The sequence below is a fragment of the Micromonospora mangrovicola genome (assembly GCF_047200535.1).
In the GTDB taxonomy this organism is placed as follows: Bacteria; Actinomycetota; Actinomycetes; order Mycobacteriales; family Micromonosporaceae; genus Micromonospora.
Genome location: NZ_JBJZOG010000030.1, coordinates 1 through 17,565, shown reverse-complemented (window position 1 = coordinate 17,565; position 17,565 = coordinate 1). Strand labels below are relative to the sequence as shown.

The 17,565-nt window shown below is 72.8% G+C and carries 18 protein-coding genes and 1 pseudogene; 13 read left to right on the top strand and 6 right to left on the bottom strand.

The window, feature by feature from the left end; translation table 11 throughout:
• Positions 1–45: 45 nt before the first annotated feature.
• The 3 genes and pseudogenes from ACL02O_RS14710 to ACL02O_RS14700 all read left to right on the top strand — a co-directional run.
• Positions 46–1,632 (top strand): annotated as a pseudogene (locus ACL02O_RS14710) (ComEC/Rec2 family competence protein); the annotation flags it as partial.
• 139 nt (positions 1,633–1,771) lie between these two features.
• Entirely contained in the window at positions 1,772–2,752 is a 981-nt protein-coding gene (gene holA / locus ACL02O_RS14705; protein ID WP_412818615.1) for a DNA polymerase III subunit delta, read from the top strand.
• Positions 2,749–3,222: a hypothetical protein gene (locus ACL02O_RS14700; protein WP_412818614.1), complete on the top strand. Its 474-nt coding sequence runs from the start codon at positions 2,749–2,751 to the stop codon at positions 3,220–3,222. Before holA ends, ACL02O_RS14700 begins: the two co-directional genes overlap by 4 nt.
• A gap of 388 nt (positions 3,223–3,610) precedes the next feature.
• Here ACL02O_RS14700 and rpsT read toward each other — a convergent pair whose 3' ends face one another.
• Together rpsT and ACL02O_RS14690 are read right to left on the bottom strand one after the other, a co-directional pair.
• Positions 3,611–3,877, bottom strand: coding sequence for a 30S ribosomal protein S20 (gene rpsT, locus ACL02O_RS14695; RefSeq protein ID WP_412818613.1), 267 nt, complete (start codon positions 3,875–3,877; stop codon positions 3,611–3,613).
• Between the two features lie 310 nt (positions 3,878–4,187).
• On the bottom strand, positions 4,188–5,174 hold the full coding sequence (locus ACL02O_RS14690; RefSeq protein ID WP_412818612.1) for a phosphotransferase family protein: 987 nt from the start codon (positions 5,172–5,174) through the stop codon (positions 4,188–4,190).
• Positions 5,175–5,203: 29 nt separating this feature from the next.
• On the opposite strand from ACL02O_RS14690, the gene ACL02O_RS14685 reads away from it, so the two are divergent.
• From ACL02O_RS14685 to ACL02O_RS14650, 8 genes are all read left to right on the top strand, one after another.
• Positions 5,204–5,812: a DUF4240 domain-containing protein gene (locus tag ACL02O_RS14685; protein ID WP_412818611.1), complete on the top strand. Its 609-nt coding sequence runs from the start codon at positions 5,204–5,206 to the stop codon at positions 5,810–5,812.
• Entirely contained in the window at positions 5,809–6,345 is a 537-nt protein-coding gene (locus ACL02O_RS14680; protein WP_412818610.1) for a DUF4240 domain-containing protein, read from the top strand. Before ACL02O_RS14685 ends, ACL02O_RS14680 begins: the two co-directional genes overlap by 4 nt.
• A 95-nt stretch (positions 6,346–6,440) precedes the next feature.
• On the top strand, positions 6,441–8,318 hold the full coding sequence (gene lepA / locus ACL02O_RS14675) for a translation elongation factor 4 (RefSeq protein WP_412818609.1): 1,878 nt from the start codon (positions 6,441–6,443) through the stop codon (positions 8,316–8,318).
• A 317-nt stretch (positions 8,319–8,635) separates the two neighbouring features.
• Positions 8,636–8,917 (top strand): GlsB/YeaQ/YmgE family stress response membrane protein, encoded by a 282-nt coding sequence (locus tag ACL02O_RS14670; RefSeq protein WP_412818608.1) that lies wholly within the window; start codon positions 8,636–8,638, stop codon positions 8,915–8,917.
• Positions 8,918–9,242: 325 nt separating this feature from the next.
• Positions 9,243–9,524 (top strand): GlsB/YeaQ/YmgE family stress response membrane protein, encoded by a 282-nt coding sequence (locus ACL02O_RS14665; protein ID WP_412818607.1) that lies wholly within the window; start codon positions 9,243–9,245, stop codon positions 9,522–9,524.
• A 223-nt stretch (positions 9,525–9,747) separates the two neighbouring features.
• Entirely contained in the window at positions 9,748–11,040 is a 1,293-nt protein-coding gene (locus ACL02O_RS14660; protein ID WP_412818606.1) for a sugar ABC transporter substrate-binding protein, read from the top strand.
• Entirely contained in the window at positions 11,037–12,023 is a 987-nt protein-coding gene (locus tag ACL02O_RS14655) for a carbohydrate ABC transporter permease (protein ID WP_412818605.1), read from the top strand. Before ACL02O_RS14660 ends, ACL02O_RS14655 begins: the two co-directional genes overlap by 4 nt.
• Positions 12,020–12,850, top strand: a complete 831-nt coding sequence (locus ACL02O_RS14650) for a carbohydrate ABC transporter permease (RefSeq protein ID WP_412818604.1) — start codon at positions 12,020–12,022, stop codon at positions 12,848–12,850. Before ACL02O_RS14655 ends, ACL02O_RS14650 begins: the two co-directional genes overlap by 4 nt.
• Positions 12,851–12,889: 39 nt before the next feature.
• On the opposite strand, the gene ACL02O_RS14645 is transcribed toward ACL02O_RS14650, so the two are convergent.
• Both ACL02O_RS14645 and ACL02O_RS14640 read right to left on the bottom strand, forming a co-directional pair.
• Complete coding sequence (locus tag ACL02O_RS14645; protein WP_412818603.1) at positions 12,890–13,204, bottom strand: winged helix-turn-helix domain-containing protein; 315 nt, start codon at positions 13,202–13,204, stop codon at positions 12,890–12,892.
• The gene (locus tag ACL02O_RS14640) at positions 13,201–13,680 is read right to left on the bottom strand and encodes a hypothetical protein (RefSeq protein ID WP_412818602.1); all 480 of its coding nucleotides are present in this window, start codon (positions 13,678–13,680) and stop codon (positions 13,201–13,203) included. The genes ACL02O_RS14645 and ACL02O_RS14640 overlap by 4 nt, the downstream gene beginning before the upstream one ends.
• A 122-nt stretch (positions 13,681–13,802) precedes the next feature.
• Here ACL02O_RS14640 and ACL02O_RS14635 point away from each other — a divergent pair, with 122 nt between their 5' ends.
• Positions 13,803–14,447: an MOSC domain-containing protein gene (locus tag ACL02O_RS14635; RefSeq protein WP_412818601.1), complete on the top strand. Its 645-nt coding sequence runs from the start codon at positions 13,803–13,805 to the stop codon at positions 14,445–14,447.
• A gap of 59 nt (positions 14,448–14,506) precedes the next feature.
• Here ACL02O_RS14635 and ACL02O_RS14630 read toward each other — a convergent pair whose 3' ends face one another.
• Positions 14,507–15,370 (bottom strand): hypothetical protein, encoded by an 864-nt coding sequence (locus ACL02O_RS14630; protein WP_412818600.1) that lies wholly within the window; start codon positions 15,368–15,370, stop codon positions 14,507–14,509.
• 112 nt (positions 15,371–15,482) lie between these two features.
• A complete protein-coding gene (locus ACL02O_RS14625; protein WP_412818599.1) occupies positions 15,483–16,292 on the bottom strand; it encodes an enoyl-CoA hydratase-related protein in 810 nt (269 codons plus the stop codon).
• A gap of 19 nt (positions 16,293–16,311) precedes the next feature.
• On the opposite strand from ACL02O_RS14625, the gene hemW reads away from it, so the two are divergent.
• Complete coding sequence (gene hemW, locus ACL02O_RS14620; RefSeq protein WP_412818598.1) at positions 16,312–17,535, top strand: radical SAM family heme chaperone HemW; 1,224 nt, start codon at positions 16,312–16,314, stop codon at positions 17,533–17,535.
• The last annotated feature ends 30 nt before the right edge of the window (positions 17,536–17,565 follow it).

Here is a 17,565-nt window from a genome sequence, read left to right as displayed (position 1 = left end):
TTCCAGCACCTGCCGGGGCCGTTCTTGTACGCACCTCCCCAAGTCGCGTTCACTGGCTCGAACGTCGCCATCGTGGTCGGGGCGGTGCTGCTGCTGGCGCGCTGGGCCCGGGCCGGTCCCCGGACGGCCGTCGGGCTCTGCCTGCTCGCTTTGGTCGGGTTCGTCATCCTGGTCCGACCTTCCCCGAGCGTGGTCCGCGCCGCGGCGATGGGCGCGATCGGACTGGCCGCGCTCGCCGCCGGTCGGCCCCGGGCCGCGCTGCCCGCCCTCGCTGCCGCGGTCACCCTGCTGGTGCTGGTCGACCCGGAGCTGGCCGCGGATGCCGGCTTCACGCTGTCGGTGTGCGCCACCGGTGGGCTGCTGCTGCTCGCCCCCGGGTGGCGGGACGCACTGCGCCGGCGGGGCGTGCCGGCGGGGCTGGCCGAGGCCCTCGCGGTGCCGGCGGCCGCACAGCTCGCCTGCAGTCCGGTGATCGCCGGTCTCTCGGGGACGGTGAGCCTGGTCGCGGTGCCGGCGAACCTGCTGGCGGTGCCGGCCGTCGCGCCCGCAACCGTGCTCGGGGTGGCCGCCGCCGTGGTCTCGCCGGTCTGGCCGGCGGGCGCCGGGTTCGCCGCCTGGCTGGGCAGCTGGCCCGCCCGGTGGCTCGTGCTGGTGGCCGGGCAGGGAGCACGGCTGCCCGCCGGGACCCTGCCCTGGCCGGGCGGGATGACCGGGGCCCTGCTGCTGGCCGCGCTCTCCGTGGTGGTGCTGTTCGCCGCCCGGCGACCGCTGCTGCGCCGGCTGGTCGCGGTCGGTGCGGTCGCGGTGGTGCTCGGCACGCTGCCCGTCCGGCTGCTCGCGCCCGGCTGGCCGCCGCCCGGCTGGGTGGTGGTGGCCTGCGCCGTGGGGCAGGGGGACGCGGTGGTGCTGCCGGTCACCGCCGGCCGGGCGGTGGTGGTCGACGCCGGCCCGGACCCGTCCGGCGTGGACGGATGCCTGCGCCGGCTCGGCGTACGCGAGGTGCCGTTGCTGGTGGTCAGTCACTTCCACGCCGACCACGTGGGCGGGATCGCCGGGGTGTTCCGGGGCCGGCGGGTGGCGGGCGTGGTGACCCCGCAGTGGGCCGAACCGCCCTTCGGCGTCGCCCAGGTACGCGAGGCCGCCCGCGGTGCGGGCGCGGTGCTGGACGCTGTGCCGGTGGGCTGGCGCTGGCGGGCCGGGGGAGTGGAACTCGCCGTCCTCGGGCCGCCCCACCCGTTGCGCGGCAGCCGGTCGGACCCGAACAACAACTCCCTGGTGCTGGCCGCGACCGTGGCGGGGGTGCGGATCCTGCTGGCCGGCGACGCCGAGACGGAGGAGCAGCGGGCCCTGCTGGAGGCCGGGCCCCGCGCTGCGCTCCGGGCCGACGTGCTCAAGGTCGCCCACCACGGCTCGGCGTACCAGGAGCCGGACTTCCTCGCCGCCGTCCGGCCCGCCGTCGCGCTGGTGTCGGTGGGCGCGGGCAATGACTACGGGCATCCGAACGCGGCCCTGCTGGACCGGCTGCGCCGGGGCGGTGCCCGGGTGCTGCGGACCGACACGTCGGGCGACATCGCCGCGGTACGCGACGGGGACGGGCTGGCGGTGGTGGCCCGGGGCCTCGGGCCGGGCCGCCGGACGGCCGCGCCGAGGGCCGGCGGTCTTGTGGGGATAGCAGGTGGATCGAATCAAATGTCTGGATTTGCGCTGAGTGCGGGCTGTGCCGTCACAGCCCTCGATGACCAGGCACGATCCGGTCGGAGCGCGTGCGAGTATGGGCGACGTGACCCCCGCCAGCCTGCCCCCTATTCTGCTCGTTCTCGGCGACGAAGAGCTGCTCGCCACGCGAGCGGTCACCGAAGCCGTCGCCCGGGCCCGCAGCGTCGACCCCGACGTGGACGTCCGGGAGTACCAGGCCGGTTCCCTGACGGTGGGCGAGATCGCCGAGATGCTCAGCCCCTCGCTCTTCGGCGGGCGGCGGGTGCTGGTGCTCCGGTCCGGCCAGGACGCCCGCAAGGACCTGGTCGCGGCGCTGCTGGACTACGCGAAGAACCCGGACCCCGAGGTGCAGCTCGTGGTGCTGCACCTCGGCGCGGCGAAGGGGAAGGCGTTCGCCGACGGGCTGCGCGCCGCAGGCGCGACCGTCGTACCGGCGGCCAAGCTCAAGGGGCACCGGGAGCGGGTTGCCTTCGTACGGGACGAGATCCGCCGCAGCGGGGGCAGGTGCACCGAGGACGCGGCCGAGGCGCTGATCGCCGCAGTCGGCGCCGACCTGCGGGAGCTGGCCGCCGCCTGCTCGCAGCTCGTCGCGGACACCGACGGCCGGATCGGGGCGGACACGGTGGCCCGCTACTACAAGGGCCGGGTCGAGGTGACCGGCTTCACGGTCGCCGACGCGACGATGGTCGGTGACGTCCCCGCCGCCCTGGAGGCGTTGCGCTGGGCGCTGCACGTCGGCGTCGACCCGGTGCCGATCGCCGACGCGCTCGCCGACGGGGTCCGTACGGTGGCCCGGGTCGCCTCCGCCGGTCGGGGCAGTCCCTACCAGCTCGCCAGCAGCCTCGGCATGCCGGCATGGAAGATCGAGCGGGCGCAGCGGCAGGGGCGGGGCTGGACCCCGGAGGGCCTGGTCGAGGCGATGCGGGCGGCCGCCGAGTGCAACGCGGCGGTCAAGGGCGGCGCCGACGACCGGGCGTACGCGCTGGAGCGGGCGGTGTTCTCGGTCGCGGCGGCCCGGCGGGGCAGCGGCCGGTGACCCGGTCCCGGTCCTGGGCGACAGTCCCGAGCGACGACGAGCGGTACCGGCCGCTCTACGCCCGGGTGCTGGGGCTGCGCTTCGTCAACCCGGGCGGGGTGCTCTGCTTCCTCTTCTTCGAGGGGTCGGTGGCGCTCGCCGTGCTGCTCGCCCTCGCCGAGTTGGTCAACTGGTGGGCGGTGCTCGTCCTACCGGCCGTGGTGGCCGCGATGGTCAAGCTCAACGACGTGGTCGCCGAGCTGGTGATCCGCACCGCGGCGCAGGTGCCCGAGCAGGAACGGGAGCGTTTCCGCCGGCAGATGGAGCCGGTCGTCGGGCGGGCCCCGGTGCCGGCGACGGCCCGGGCGCTACCCGGCGCGGTGCCCGCCCGGGACCCGGCCCTGCCCGCCACCCGCCCCGGCGACCCGGCACCTCCGGCCGACCAGGCCGAACGATTGGCCGACCGGTCCCGGCCCGCCCCGCCCGGCTGACCGGCCCACCGCCCCGCTGGCTGACTCACCGTCCCGACGGCCGGCCCGCTGCCGCGCCCACCGGCCGTCGGGCGCACACAGGAGCCGGGGGACCTTCCGGGAAACTGTCGCTTCCCACCGTGGCTGAGGCAGCGCGTTCCCCGATGATTCGCGAATCGTGCAGGCGCCAGTGCCCGGCAGGCCAGTGCCCGGCAGGCCAGTGCCCGGCAGGCCGCGGGCCGGCAGGTTGGGGCCCGGCAGGTTGGGGGCGCGGCGCGTAGGCCGGCTTGGTCGGCAGGTCGGGGGCGTGCAGGCTGGGGGCCGGCAGGCGGACGGGGCCGGGAACGCAGACAGCCGGAAGCCCCAGGGCGATGCCCCGGGGCTTCCGGCCAGGTCTGAAGTGCGCTCGTCAGGCCGAGAACGAGGCGACGCGCTTGGCGATCGCCGACTTCCGGTTGGCCGCCTGGTTGGCGTGGATGACGCCCTTGCTGGCAGCCTTGTCCAGCTTGCGAGCGGCGTCCCGCATGAGGGCGGTGGCCTTCTCGCTGTCGCCGGCCTCGGCAGCCTCGTTGAACCTCCGGATGGCGGTCTTCAGCGACGACTTGACCGACTTGTTACGCAGCCGGCGCTTCTCGTTCTGCCGGTTGCGCTTGATCTGGGACTTGATGTTCGCCACGCGACAGCCTCGTCTTGATAGCTCGGGTTGGTCTGCTTCCGCGCACGACGAGCATGCGTCATCGCCGCGCGAAGAGCCAGGTTACCAGGTCGGCCCGGGACGAGCCAAAACGGCTTGGGCGGCCCTGGTCCGGCCGGCCGACCAGGGACCGCCGGCCGCGTCGGCCTCGCCGGGCCTGCCGCGCCGGCCTCGCCGGGCCCGGGCCAAGCGGCGTCGGCCGTGATCCACTCGATCTGCGGAATGTGGCGGTATCTCTGGCCTCGAATAGCGCCACTTGCGGCATCCGGAGTGGATCAAGTGAGCCGTCGGGTCAGGTCCAGGACTGTCGGGTGGCGAGCCAGCCGAGCGCCTGCTCGCCGCTCCACCGCTGGTGCGCCCGGAGGTGCGGCGAGGCGGTCGACGCTCCGGCCGCCGCGCCGGTGAGAAGGTAGCCGGAGAGTGCGGCGAGCGTCACGTCCAGCGCGTCGGCCGGGGCGCCGGCCGCGGCCGGGTGGCCGGCGAAGGCCGCGTCCGCGTCCAGGCCGCTGGCGTACCCGGTGATCAGCAGGCTGACCAGGTCGAACCAGGCCGGCCCGTGGCACAGCCAGGTCCAGTCGCAGAACCACGGCCGACCGTCCGCGTCGAGCAGCACGTTGTCCACCCGCAGGTCGCCGTGGGCCAGCCCGCCGGTGTCGGCGTAGCGGGGGAGGCGGGACTCCAGCGCGGCCAGTTCGGGCAGCGGGGCCCAGGCCGGCAGCTCCGGCGTCGGTTCGCGACCGGCGGCCACCTCGCCCCACCACAGGATGTCGTCGCGGGCCAGGTCGGTGAGGCGGGGCAGGCCGAGCGCGACCAGTTCCGCGGGCGGATCGGCGAGCGCGGCGGCCACCTCGGCGTACCCGGCGAGAACGGCGTCCAGTTCGGCCGGGTCCCAGGGCAGCGCGGGGGTCCGCCCGTCGACGGCGGTCAGCGCCACCGCGTACCAGCCGGCCTCGGTGAGCGCCCAGCGCGGGCGGGGGACCGGCAGGCCGGCGGGGAGCCGGGCCAGGATCCGCGCCTCGTGGAAGTACCAGTCGGCGAGGTGTCGCTGCCCGTCCAGCGCCGCCGCCTTGACGAAGATCCGGTCGCCGTCGGGCGCGGTGAGCACCGCGGCGAAGCCCCGAGTGAAGCCGCCACCGGCCACCCGGACCGCCACCGGGGGCGCGCCGAGCCGCGCGGCGATCCCGCCCCGCAGCCCCGCCGGCAGCGCGGCCCAGCCGGAGCGGACGGCCGTCGCGTCGTACGGCACCGGGGGCACGGAGATCCGGGGCACAGCCGCCATTGTCGTACCGCGCTGGCAGCATCCGCGACGTGGACACGGACGAGTTCTGGGCGCTCATCGAGGCGTCGGCCGCCGCCGGCACACCCGACGAGCGGCTGGCCTGGCTCACCGACCGGCTGGCCGGGCGGCCGGCCGCCGAGGCGGTCGGCTTCGTTCAGCGGCTGGACGAGCTGCGGGGACCGATCGACACCTGGCGACACTGGGGTGCCGCCCTGCTGATCTGCGGCGGCCTCTGCTCCGACGACGGCTTCTTCTACTTCCAGGCATGGCTGGTCGGGCAGGGCCGGGAGGCGTACCACCGGGTGCTGGCCGACCCGGACGCGCTCGCCGACCTGCCCTGGGTACGCCGGCTGGCCGGCCGTCACCAGCTGGACTGGACCGACGAGGAGTGGCCGGACTGGGAGGGCCTGGACTACGTGGCCGACGAGGCGTACGAGCGGATCGCCGGCGAGGAAGGGGGCCTGGACGACGTGGTCGAGGCCCGAGGGGTGGAGCTGCGCAGCTCGCCGGACCCGGTGGACGAGGAGTGGGACGTGAACGATCCCGCCGAGCTGGCCCACCGTTACCCGCGACTTGCCGCGCTGTTCCCGCTGCCCCGCGAGAAGCGCCGGTCTGTCTGCGAGACTGCCAGGCCATGAGGACCGACGACTTCTGGCAGCTGATCGACCGCGCCCGGGCCGGCGGCGGGGGAGAGCCCGACGCGGTCGCCGCCCGGGCGGTCGCCCTGCTCGCCGAGCGGGACCCGGAGGAGATCGTCGGGTACGCCGAGCACCAGCGGCGGGTGCTCGCCGCCTCCTACCGGGTCGACCTGTGGGGCGCGGCGTACCTGATCAACGGGGGTGCCTCGGACGACGGTTTCGAGTACTTCCGGGGCTGGCTGATGACCCAGGGCCGGGCGGTGTTCGCCAAGGCGGTCGCCGACCCGGACTCCCTCGCCGAGCTGCCCCAGGTCCGGGCCGCTGCGCTCAGCGGCGAGGAGTTCGAGTGCGAGGACATGCTGGCGGTGCCGTGGGAGGCGTACCGGAAGGCGACCGCGGCCGACCTGCCGGCGGTCCGTGAGCCGGCCGCGGCGCCCGACCTCAACGACTTCTGGGACTTCGACGACGAGGAGGAGGCGCGGCGCCGGCTGCCGAAGCTCGCCGCCCTCTTCGTCGAGCCGCCGGAGGAGTGACGGGGGAGCACCGGCGCGCCCCGGACGGCGTGGGAGCATAGAGGGGGCCGGCGGCGCGCCGGCCCGCTCACGTCAGCCGACCAGAACGGACCGCTGTGCCACCGACGCTCGATCCCGGCGCGAACGCTCCTGGTGCCACCGAACCGGCGCGCATCAGGAACTTCTGCATCATCGCCCACATCGACCACGGGAAGTCGACCCTGGCCGACCGGATGTTGCAGCTCACCGGCGTGGTCGACCCCCGGCAGATGCGCGCGCAGTACCTCGACCGGATGGACATCGAGCGCGAGCGTGGCATCACCATCAAGAGCCAGGCCGTCCGCATGCCGTGGACCATCCGGGAGGGTGACCGGGCCGGCGAGACCGCAGTGCTCAACATGATCGACACCCCGGGCCACGTCGACTTCACCTACGAGGTGTCCCGGTCCCTCGCGGCCTGCGAGGGCGCGATCCTGCTGGTTGACGCTGCCCAGGGCATCGAGGCGCAGACCCTGGCCAACCTCTACCTGGCCCTCGAGAACGACCTGCACATCATTCCGGTGCTCAACAAGATCGACCTACCGGCCGCCCAGCCGGAGAAGTACGCCGAGGAACTCGCCCACCTCATCGGTGGCGACCCGGCGGACTGCATCAAGGTCTCCGGCAAGACCGGTGAGGGCGTGCCGCACCTGCTCGACGAGATCGTCCGGCAGTTCGTGCCGCCGGTCGGCGAGGCCGAGGCCCCGGCCCGGGCGATGATCTTCGACTCGGTGTACGACGTCTACCGCGGCGTGGTCACCTACGTCCGGGTGGTCGACGGCCGGATCAACGCCCGCGACCGGATCAAGATGATGTCCACGGGCGCCACCCACGAACTGCTGGAGATCGGCGTCATCTCCCCGGAGATGCAGAAGGCCGACGCGCTGGGCGTCGGCGAGGTGGGCTACCTGATCACCGGCGTGAAGGACGTGCGCCAGTCCCGGGTCGGTGACACGGTCACCATCAACGCCAACCCGGCCAGCGAGCCGCTCGGCGGCTACAAGGACCCGAAGCCGATGGTCTACTCGGGTCTCTACCCGATCGACGGCTCGGACTACCCGAACCTGCGGGACGCGCTGGACAAGCTCAAGCTCAACGACGCCGCGCTCACCTACGAGCCGGAGACCTCCGGGGCGCTCGGCTTCGGCTTCCGCTGCGGTTTCCTCGGACTGCTGCACCTGGAGATCATCCGGGAGCGGCTGGAGCGTGAGTTCAACCTCGACCTCATCTCCACCGCGCCCAACGTGGTCTACCGGGCTGTCCAGGAGGACGGCGAGGAAGTCGTGGTGACCAACCCGAGCGAGTACCCGACCGGCAAGATCGCCGAGGTGTACGAGCCGACGGTGCGGGCCACCGTGCTCACCCCCAACGACTACGTCGGCGCGGTGATGGAGCTGTGCCAGGGTCGCCGGGGCAGCCTGCTCGGCATGGACTACCTCTCCGCCGACCGGGTGGAACTGCGCTACACCCTGCCCCTCGCCGAGATCATCTTCGATTTCTTCGACCAGTTGAAGAGCCGCACCAAGGGGTACGCCTCGCTGGACTACGAGCCCTCCGGCGAGCAGGTGTCCGACCTGGTCAAGGTGGACATCCTGCTGCACGGCGAGCCGGTGGACGCGTTCAGCGCCATCGTGCACAAGGACAAGGCGTACAACTACGGCACCACGATCGCCGCGAAGCTGCGCAGCCTGATCCCGCGTCAGCAGTTCGAGGTGCCGATCCAGGCTGCCATCGGCAACCGGGTGATCGCCCGGGAGACCATCCGCGCCATCCGCAAGGACGTGCTGGCCAAGTGCTACGGCGGTGACATCAGCCGGAAGCGCAAGCTGCTGGAGAAGCAGAAGGAAGGCAAGAAGCGGATGAAGATGGTGGGTCGGGTGGAGGTCCCGCAGGAGGCCTTCATCGCCGCGCTCTCCTCCGACTCGGGGGACGGCAAGCCCGCCGGCAAGAAGTAGGCAAGCCCGGACGCCGCCGCGACGGCCGGCGCCCCGCTCGCGGCGACCCCGACGGGGGTCGCTCCGACCCGGGGCGCCGGCCGTTTCCCATCTCCCCGCGGATGAGTTTTTGTCGCCGCGGATGCCCGCCACTTGACCCGCCCGCACCCCGCGACCTGCGCGATCGTCCGGGGTCGGCGGGCAATCGAGGCACCGGCGTCCGGCGCGGGCGGCGGCGCCACGAGATGAGTCGGTTTGGCTTTTCGACGGGTCGGGAACTTACCGGTCACGACAGGAACCACACAGAAGGTGTGAACCTACTTCAAAGGAGAACGACCGTGACCGTCTGGGGCATTCTTACTGCGCTCGTGGTGGGTCTGATCGTCGGGGCGCTGGGTCGCCTGGTCGTTCCGGGTCGCCAGAACATGCCGTTCTGGCTGCACATGCTGATCGGCGTGGGTGCCGCGCTGCTCGGTACGGTGCTGGCCCGGGCCCTGGGTATCGCGACCGAGACCGCCGGTATCGACTGGATGGAACTGCTGGTGCAGGTCGTGCTGGCCGCCATCGCCGTGGCCCTGGTGGCCGGCGTGGGTCGCCGGCGCAGCGTCTCGCGTTACTGACCCGCACACCCCCGAAACGCCGAGCGGGCGCTCGACCTCACGGTCGGGCGCCCGCTGGCGTCTGCGCCGGGGTCGGTCCGCCACCGGCCACAGTGGCGTCTGCGCCGGGGTCGGTCCGCCGCCGGCCACAGTGGCGTCTGCGCCGGCCGCCTCCGGGTCGGAGCCGCCGGGCGGACCTGAAGAGTCGGAGCGAAAGCGCAGGTCGGAGCTGTTCGAATCGGTTCGTCACCGGAGTCGGTTTGGCTTTTCAGCCGCTCGGGAAATTAGCGGTCACAACAGCAGACACACGACCCCGTGTGACACATCTTTGCAAAGGAGAACGACCATGACCGTGACGGGCATCATCACCGCGCTCATTGTTGGTCTGATCGTCGGCGCGCTGGGCCGCCTGGTCGTTCCGGGCCGCCAGAACATGCCGATCTGGCTGCACATGCTGATCGGCGTGGGTGCCGCGCTGCTCGGTACGGTGCTGGCCCGGGCCCTGGGTATCGCGACCGAGACCGCCGGCGTCGACTGGATGGAACTGCTGGTGCAGGTCGTCGTTGCCGCCATCGCCGTGGCCCTGGTGGCCGGCGTGGGTCGCCGGCGCAGCGTCTCGCGTTACTGACCCGCACACCCCCGAAACGCCGAGCGGGCGCTCGACCTCACGGTCGGGCGCCCGCTGGCGCCTGCGCCCTGACCTGCCCGGACAGCACCCCTGCCGGCCGGGCGGCCGGCTGCGATACGGTCGCCTCGCCCCACCGTCGTGAGTACCCCCTGTTGTAAAGGAAATTTTCCTACTAAGGTGCGGCGGAGAAGGTTAGTGCCAAACGGCGCGAGGGAGATATGGCGTGAACAGGTGGAAGCGGCTGGCTCCGGTCACCGCCCTCGTGGCCTCGGCCGCGATGGTGCTGGCCGGCTGCGGTGGCTCCGGGGATGACGACAAGGCCGCGGACAACAGCAAGCTGACGGTCTGGATGATGGGTGAGGGCGGCGACGCCCAGACCAAGTTCCTCGACAGCGTCGAGGCGGAGTTCAAGAAGAAGCACCCCGAGACCGACGTGGTGGTGCAGTACATCCCCTGGCTCGAGGCGCCGAAGAAGTTCCAGGCCGCCCTCGCCGGCGGTGAGGGCCCCGACGTCACCGAGCTGGGCAACACCGAGACCCAGGGCTGGGCGGCCCAGGAGGCGCTCGCCGACGTCACGGACCGGTTCAACGGCTGGACCGAGGGGAAGGACATCCTCCCCGACCTGGTCAAGAACGCCCAGCTCGACGGCAAGCAGTACGGCGTCCCGTGGTACGCCGGCGTGCGCGCCGTCTACTACCGCACCGACTGGTTCGCCGAGGCCGGCGTGCAGCCGCCGACGAACTGGGACGAGCTGGTCACCGTGGCCAAGACCGTCCAGGCCAAGAAGCCGAACACCTACGGCATCGCCCTGCCCGGCAACTCCGAGCTGCCGTTCTACTCATTCCTCTGGGCCGCCGGCGGCGAGATCGCCACCAAGCAGGGCGACACCTGGAAGTCCGGCTACAACACGCCGGAGGCGCAGAAGGCGGTCAAGTTCTGGACCGACCTGGTGACCGTGCACAAGGTCGCCCCGCCGGCCGCCGCCGCCTGGAACGAGGTCGACGCCCGCACCCAGTTCGCGACCGGCAAGGCGGCCATGGCGTTCGCCGGTAGCTGGCAGGGCGGAGCGATGAAGAAGGACAACCCGGACATCGAGAAGGTCTGGGGCACGTTCCCGATTCCCGGCCCGGACGGCAAGCCGGCCCCGGCCTTCGCCGGTGGTTCCGACATCGCCCTCTGGAAGGACAGCAAGAAGCAGGACCTGGCCTGGGACTACATGACCGTGCTGCTGAGCAAGCAGAAGGATCAGGAGTTCGCCAGCAGCCTCGGCTTCTTCCCGGTCTACAAGGACCTGGTCAGCGGCGGCGACTACGCCAACGACAAGGTGATGGCCGCGTTCGGCACGGCCATGCAGAACACCAAGCTGACCCCGCTCACCCCGAAGTGGGTCGAGGTCAGCCGGACCAAGACGGTGACCCAGGCCATGAACAGCTCGGTCATGAAGGGTCAGAAGACGGTCGAGCAGGCCACCGCCGACGCGGCCACCGAGATGGAAAGCATCCTCAACGCCAAGTGACCACGCTGACCGAGGCCACCGGCGAAGCCGCCGCGCGGGAGACCCCCGCGCGGCGGCGCCGCCGTCCGGACCGCCTCCCGTACCTGTTGCTCCTGCCCTGCCTGGCGATCATCGCGGTGCTGCTGCTCTGGCCGCTCGGCCAGGTCGTGATGATGTCCTTCTACAAGCTGGACAACGTCCGGCAGCTACGGGGGGACCGCGAGTGGCCCTGGGTCGGCCTGGCCAACTACGCGCAGATCCTCGGCGACCCGTTCTTCCGTACGGTGCTGCGCAACACCGTGCTCTTCGCCGTGGCGAACGTGGCGCTCACGATGATCCTCGGCACCCTGGTCGGGCTGCTGCTCAACCGACTCGGGAAGAAGATGGCCACCTTCGTGGCCAGTTGCGTGATGCTCGCCTGGGCCACCCCGGCGCTGACCGGCACGATCGTCTGGAAGTGGCTCTTCGACGACACCAGCGGCCTGGTCACCTGGCTGTTCAACGCGCTGCCGGACGGGCTCTCCACGACCCTCTTCGGGCGCAGTGACTGGACCGGCTACGGCTGGTTCAACGACCCGCTGCTGTTCTTCGCGATCCTGACGCTGGTGGTGGTCTGGCACTCGTTCCCGTTCATTGCGGTGAGCGTGCTGGCCGGGTTGAAGAGCGTGCCGAGCGAGCTCCAGGAGGCCGCCCGGGTGGACGGGGCCGGCCCGTGGCGGGTGTTCTGGTCGGTCACCTTCCCGATGCTGCGCCCGGTCTTCGGCATCCTGGTGGTGCTCTCCACCATCTGGGACTTCAAGGTCTTCACCCAGCAGTTCGTGCTGGCCGGCGGCACCCAGGACCGCTCGACCTTCATGCTGTCGATCTACTCGTACGCGGAGGCGTTCTCGCCGCCGCCCAAGTACGGCCTCGGGTCGGCGATCGCGGTCATCCTGACGCTGATCCTGCTCATCGTGACCGCCCTGTACGTCCGCATGGTGCTCCGGCAGGAGGACGAGTCGTGAAGAAAATCGCCCTCAACGCCGCCGGCCTGCTGGTCGCGCTCTTTGCGGCCTTCCCGGTCTACTGGATGGTCACCACCTCGCTGAAGCCGAACCGGGAGATCTTCTCGGCCACCCCGCGCCCGCTGCCGGAGCGGCCGACCCTGGAGCACTACCGGGAGATTCTCACCGGCAACCTCATCCCGGGCGTGACGTTCACCGACTTCTTCCTCAACAGCGTGCTGGTCGCGGGGTCGACCGTGCTGCTCAGCGGGCTGGTCGCGCTGCTCGCCGCGACCGCGGTGGCCCGGTTCCGGTTCCGGCTGCGCACCACCTTCCTGATTCTGCTGCTCGTGGTGCAGATGATCCCGCTGGAGGCGCTGGTCATCCCGCTCTTCCTGATGATCCAGCGGCTCGGGCTCTACAACACCCTGCCCAGCCTGATCCTGACGTACCTGGGCTTCTCGCTGCCGTTCGCGGTCTGGATGCTGCGCGGCTTCGTCGCCGCGGTGCCGAAGGAACTGGAGGAGGCGGCGGCCATCGACGGCGCCGGCCGGGCCCAGACCTTCCGCCGGATCCTCTTCCCGCTGGTCGCCCCCGGGCTCGTGGCAACCAGCATCTTCTCCTTCATCACCGCCTGGAACGAGCTGATCTTCGCGTTGACCTTCATCAACGACCAGCACAAGTACACCCTGCCGGTGGCGATGACATTCTTCTTCGGGCGGGACGACACCGCCTGGGGTTCGGTGATGGCGGCCTCGACGCTGTTCACCCTGCCGGTGATCGCGTTCTTCCTGCTGGTCCAGCGCCGGATGGTCTCCGGCCTGGTCGCCGGGGCGGTCAAGGGCTGACCGCCGGGCCGGGGGCGGGGCCGGTCAGGCCCGGCCCCCTCAGCTCCCGGGCAGCACGCTCGACCCGGCCTGGGCAACGATCTCCTGCAGGGCCGCGACGTGCCCGTCGAACGCGCCGCGCCCCCGCCGGCTCAGCCGGACCGAGGTACGCGGCCGCTTGCCCACGAAGCTCTTGCGCACCTCGACGTAGCCGGCCTGCTCCAGGACGCCGATCTGCTTGGACAGCGCCGAGTCGGAGAGCCCCAACTGCTCCCGCAGGTAGCGGAACTCGGCCCAGTCGGTGGCGGCGAGCAGGCTCACCAGGGACAGCCGGGTGGGCGCGTGGATCAGCTCGTCGAACCGGGGCGCGCTCACCGGCCGTCGCCGATCGGCCGGGCGGTCATCACGCCGCAAAGGTACCCCATGAGGCGGGGGCCGCTCAGCGCCATCACCAGCGCGGTGACCGCGGCGCCGACGGTGGCCGGCCAGCGTAGGCCGGCCGCCTGGGCGGCGAAGCCGGCGCCGAGACCGAGCGCCACCAGCACCAGGACATAGCCGACGATGCCGAACGCGCCGCGGGCGCCGAGCAGCGAGTGGCGCACCTGCGCCCGGTGTCGCAGCACCACCCGGGAGATCAGTGCGGCCAGGCCCACCGCGTACCCGATGGAGCCGACCGCGACCACCCACGGTCGGTGGGTCTCCGCAGCGGCGGTGAAGGCCACCACCAGCCCGCCGAGGGACGGCCAGTACCAGGCGGGTACGAGGCTCGCGGTCACCGCCTGGTCGCGGCGGGCGTGGATCTCGGCGAGCGCGTCGGCGGCCGCGGCGGGGGAGACGGTCGGCTCGGACATGACGTCCTCCTTGAGGGCGAGGCGAGTACTTGCCTACTTGGAAAGTAAATCGCTCACTTTCCTGATTGGCAAGTACTTTCCGGATATGCGAACGACCGGCCGCGAGGACTAGGCTGGGCGTCGTGACGGGCAGGTTGGCGGCGGTGAACCTCGGCGTGGTGACCGAGGCGGAATGGGCGGGCGACGCGAGCGGCCGCAGCGGCATCGACAAGCGGCCGGCCGGCGGCCGGGTGGTGGTCCGGTCCGGCGGGTTGACCGGCGACTTCATCGGCGAACGGGCCCACCACGGCGGGCCCGACCAGGCCGTCTACACGTACGCCGAGGAGGACGCCGGCTGGTGGGCCGCCGAGCTGGGCCGGGCGATCGGACCGGGCGCCTTCGGCGAGAACCTGACCACGTACGCGGTGGACGTCACCGGGGCGGTGATCGGTGAGCGCTGGGCGGTCGGCGGGGCCCTGCTGGAGGTGACCAAGCCGCGCACCCCGTGCACCACGTTCGCCGGGTTCTGGGGCGTGCCCGACCTGATCCGGCGGTTCACCGTGCGGGCGGCGCCCGGGGCGTACCTGCGGGTACTGCGGGAGGGTGAGGTCGGCGCGGGCGACCCGGTCGAGGTGGTGGACCGCCCGGCGCACGGGGTCACCATCGGTCAGGTGTTCCGGGCCACCACGCTGGAGCCCGGGCTGCTGCCCGCGCTGCTCGACGTCCCGGAGCTGCCCGAGCCGATCCGGGAGAAGGCCCGCCGTCGCCTCGGCGTCGCCCCCGCCTGAGCGGCCCGCGCGGTCCTCGACGCCGGCCCGTGGCCGTCCGCGGGCCGGCTGCCGCCGGGTCAGGTCGCGGCGAAGACCTCCGCGAGCACCTGGGTCGGTGCGCCGTCGTTCTTCACCCTGTCCCAGGTGCCGTGCTCGGCGGTCCACTCCAGGTCGCCGAAGCGGACCCGCTTCACGCCGTGGTCGTCGGCGTGCGAGACCAGCCAGTGGGCGTACCGCCAGCCGTCGCGGGTGTCCGTCGCCGGGACCGTGAAGTCGGTCAGGTCGGTCGGCGCGGTCAGGCCGGGCAGGCCCCAGTCCAGGGCCAGGTTCCGCACCAGCGCGGTCGCGGCGGCCGGCCCGCGCATCGTCGGCGTCGGCCCGACCGTGCAGGCCACCGCGCCGGTCGCGTCACCGAGCAGCGCGCGGGTGAGGACCTCCGACTCGTCCGCCCACTTCTGGTACGCCTCGGGATAGGCCGAGCGCTGCACCCGCTGGGCGGCCTCGGTGATTCGCATCTTCTCCCAGCCCTTGACCTTGCGCAGCGAGGAGTAGAACTTGTCGGCCGCGTAGCGCGGGTCGCGGATCTGCTCCGGCGTGCCCCAGCCCTGGCTCGGGCGCTGCTGGAACAGGCCCAGCGAATCCCGGTCACCGTGCGCGATGTTGCGCAGGTGCGACTCCTGGTAGGCGGTCGCCAGCGCCACGACCACGGCCCGCTCGGGCATCCGCCGCTGCATGCCGATGGCCGCGATGGTGGCCGCGTTGGCCATCTGGTCGGCGCCGAGCACGACCCGCCCGTCGGCCTGGACGGTGCAGGTGCGGCTCGCCATCGGAAGCCGGAGCTGGTTCCCGAACTGCTTGGCGACGAACCACACGCCGAGCAGCGCCAGCACACACACTGCAACACCGGCCGCCACGATTGCCGCCCTGGTTCGCACCCGCACCTCCTGTCCCGACAGTCTGCAAGCGTACGTGTCCGGATGGGCGGATCGGGTCGTCCGACCGGCTGCCTCCCGCTCCGTCACCGCCCCGCCACGGCCCGCAGGCCCGGCGCTGCTAGCCCGCGCTCTCCGCCACCCCGCCCTCGGGGGCCGGCACCCAGCGGGCCGGTCGCTTCTCGCGGAACGCGAGGACGCCCTCCCGGCCCTCCTCGGAGAGGAAGTACCCGGTGGACAGGGCGGCCAACTCGGCGATCTCCGCGCGCAGGTCGGTGGCGGCCGGCCGGCGCAGCAGCTCCTTCGTCCCGGTGAGGGCCGTCGGCGCGCCCTTCACGAGCGAGGCGCAGTAGCGGTCCACGGCGGCGTCCAGCCCGTCCGCCGGCACCGCCGCGGTGACCAGGCCGATCTCGGCGGCCCGCCGGCCGTCGAAGGTGTCGCCGGTCAGGTACAGCTCGGCGGCGGCCCGCGGGTGCAGCCGGGGCAGCACGGTCGCCGAGATCACCGCCGGGATCACCCCGATCCGGACCTCCGTGAAGGCGAACGTCGCCTCCTGGGCGCAGACCGCCAGGTCGGCCGCCGCGATCAGACCCAGGCCGCCGGCCCGGGCCGGCCCGGCCACCTTCGCCAGCACCGGCTTCGGGCACTCCCGGACCGCGACCAGCACATCGCCGAGCATCCCGGCGGGCACCGTCCCGCTGGCGTACGCGGCAGCGGTCTCCTTCAGGTCCGCCCCGGAACAGAAGACCGGGCCGGTGTGGTCCAGCACGATCGCCCGGACCGCGTCGTCGGCGACCGCCGCGGCCAGCCCGGCCAGCAGCTCGGTCATCAGCGGGGTGGAGAGCGCGTTGCGGTTGTGCGGGCTGTCCAGGGTGAGGGTGGTCACCCCACGGGCCGTGGCGACCCGCACGAGAGCGTCCGGAGAGGTCATGCCGGGCACACTAGTGGCCATGCCCGGCGCTCTTCCAGAAGGCGAAACCGTCCCGCGCGACGGATCGCTGCCCGCCACCGCCCGCCGCGACGTCGGTGCGCGCGGTTTCGGGGTGTACGTGCACGTCCCGTTCTGCGCCAGCCGCTGCGGCTACTGCGACTTCAACACGTACACCGCCGCCGAGCTGGGCGGCGGGGCCAGCCGGGAGACGTACGCCGACACCGTGCTGGCCGAGCTGGCCCTCGCCGGTCGGGTACTGGGGGACACCCCGCCGCCGCGGGTGGACACCGTCTTCGTGGGCGGCGGCACCCCGACCCTGCTGCCCGCCGACGACCTGGCCCGGATCCTAGACGGCATCGACCGCACCTGGGGACTGGCCGCCGACGTCGAGGTGACCACCGAGGCCAACCCGGAGTCGGTCACGCCCGAGTCGTTGAAGGCCCTGCGGGCGGCCGGGTACACCCGGATCTCGCTGGGCATGCAGTCCGCCGCGCCCGGGGTGCTGGCGGTCCTGGACCGGCGGCACAGCGCCGGGCGGGCCACCGCCGCCGCCCTGGAGGCGCGGGACGCCGGCTTCGACCACGTGAACCTGGACCTGATCTACGGCACCCCGGGGGAGAGCGCGGAGGACTTCGCCGCCTCCCTGGACCGGGTGGTCGAGGCGGGGGTGGATCACGTCAGCGCGTACGCCCTGATCGTCGAGGACGGCACCCGGCTGGCCGGGCGGATGCGCCGGGGTGAGCTGCCGTACCCCTCGGACGACGTGGCGGCGGACCGCTACCTGGCCGCGGAGGCCGCCCTCGACGCGGCCGGCTTCTCCTGGTACGAGGTCTCCAACTGGGCCCGCTCCGAGGCGGCCCGGTGCCGGCACAACCTGCTCTACTGGACCGGTGCCGACTGGTGGGGGCTCGGCCCCGGGGCGCACAGCCACGTCGGCGGGGTGCGCTGGTGGAACGTCAAGCACCCCAGCACGTACGCGCAGCGCTTGGCGGCGGGGGAGTCACCCGGGCTGGCCCGGGAGGTGCTCACCCCGGCGGAGGCGCACATGGAGGACGTGATGCTGCGGCTGCGGCTCGCCTCCGGCCTGCCCCTGGACGTGCTGGACGAGGCCGGGCGGGCGGCGGCCGACCGCGCCCGGGCCGACGGCCTGCTGGCCGCCGACGCGTACGCGGCCGGCCGGGCGGTGCTCACCCTGCGCGGCCGGCTGCTGGCCGACGCGGTGGTGCGCGACCTGCTGCCCTGACCGGGGCCCGGGGGGGGGGGGGGGGGGGGG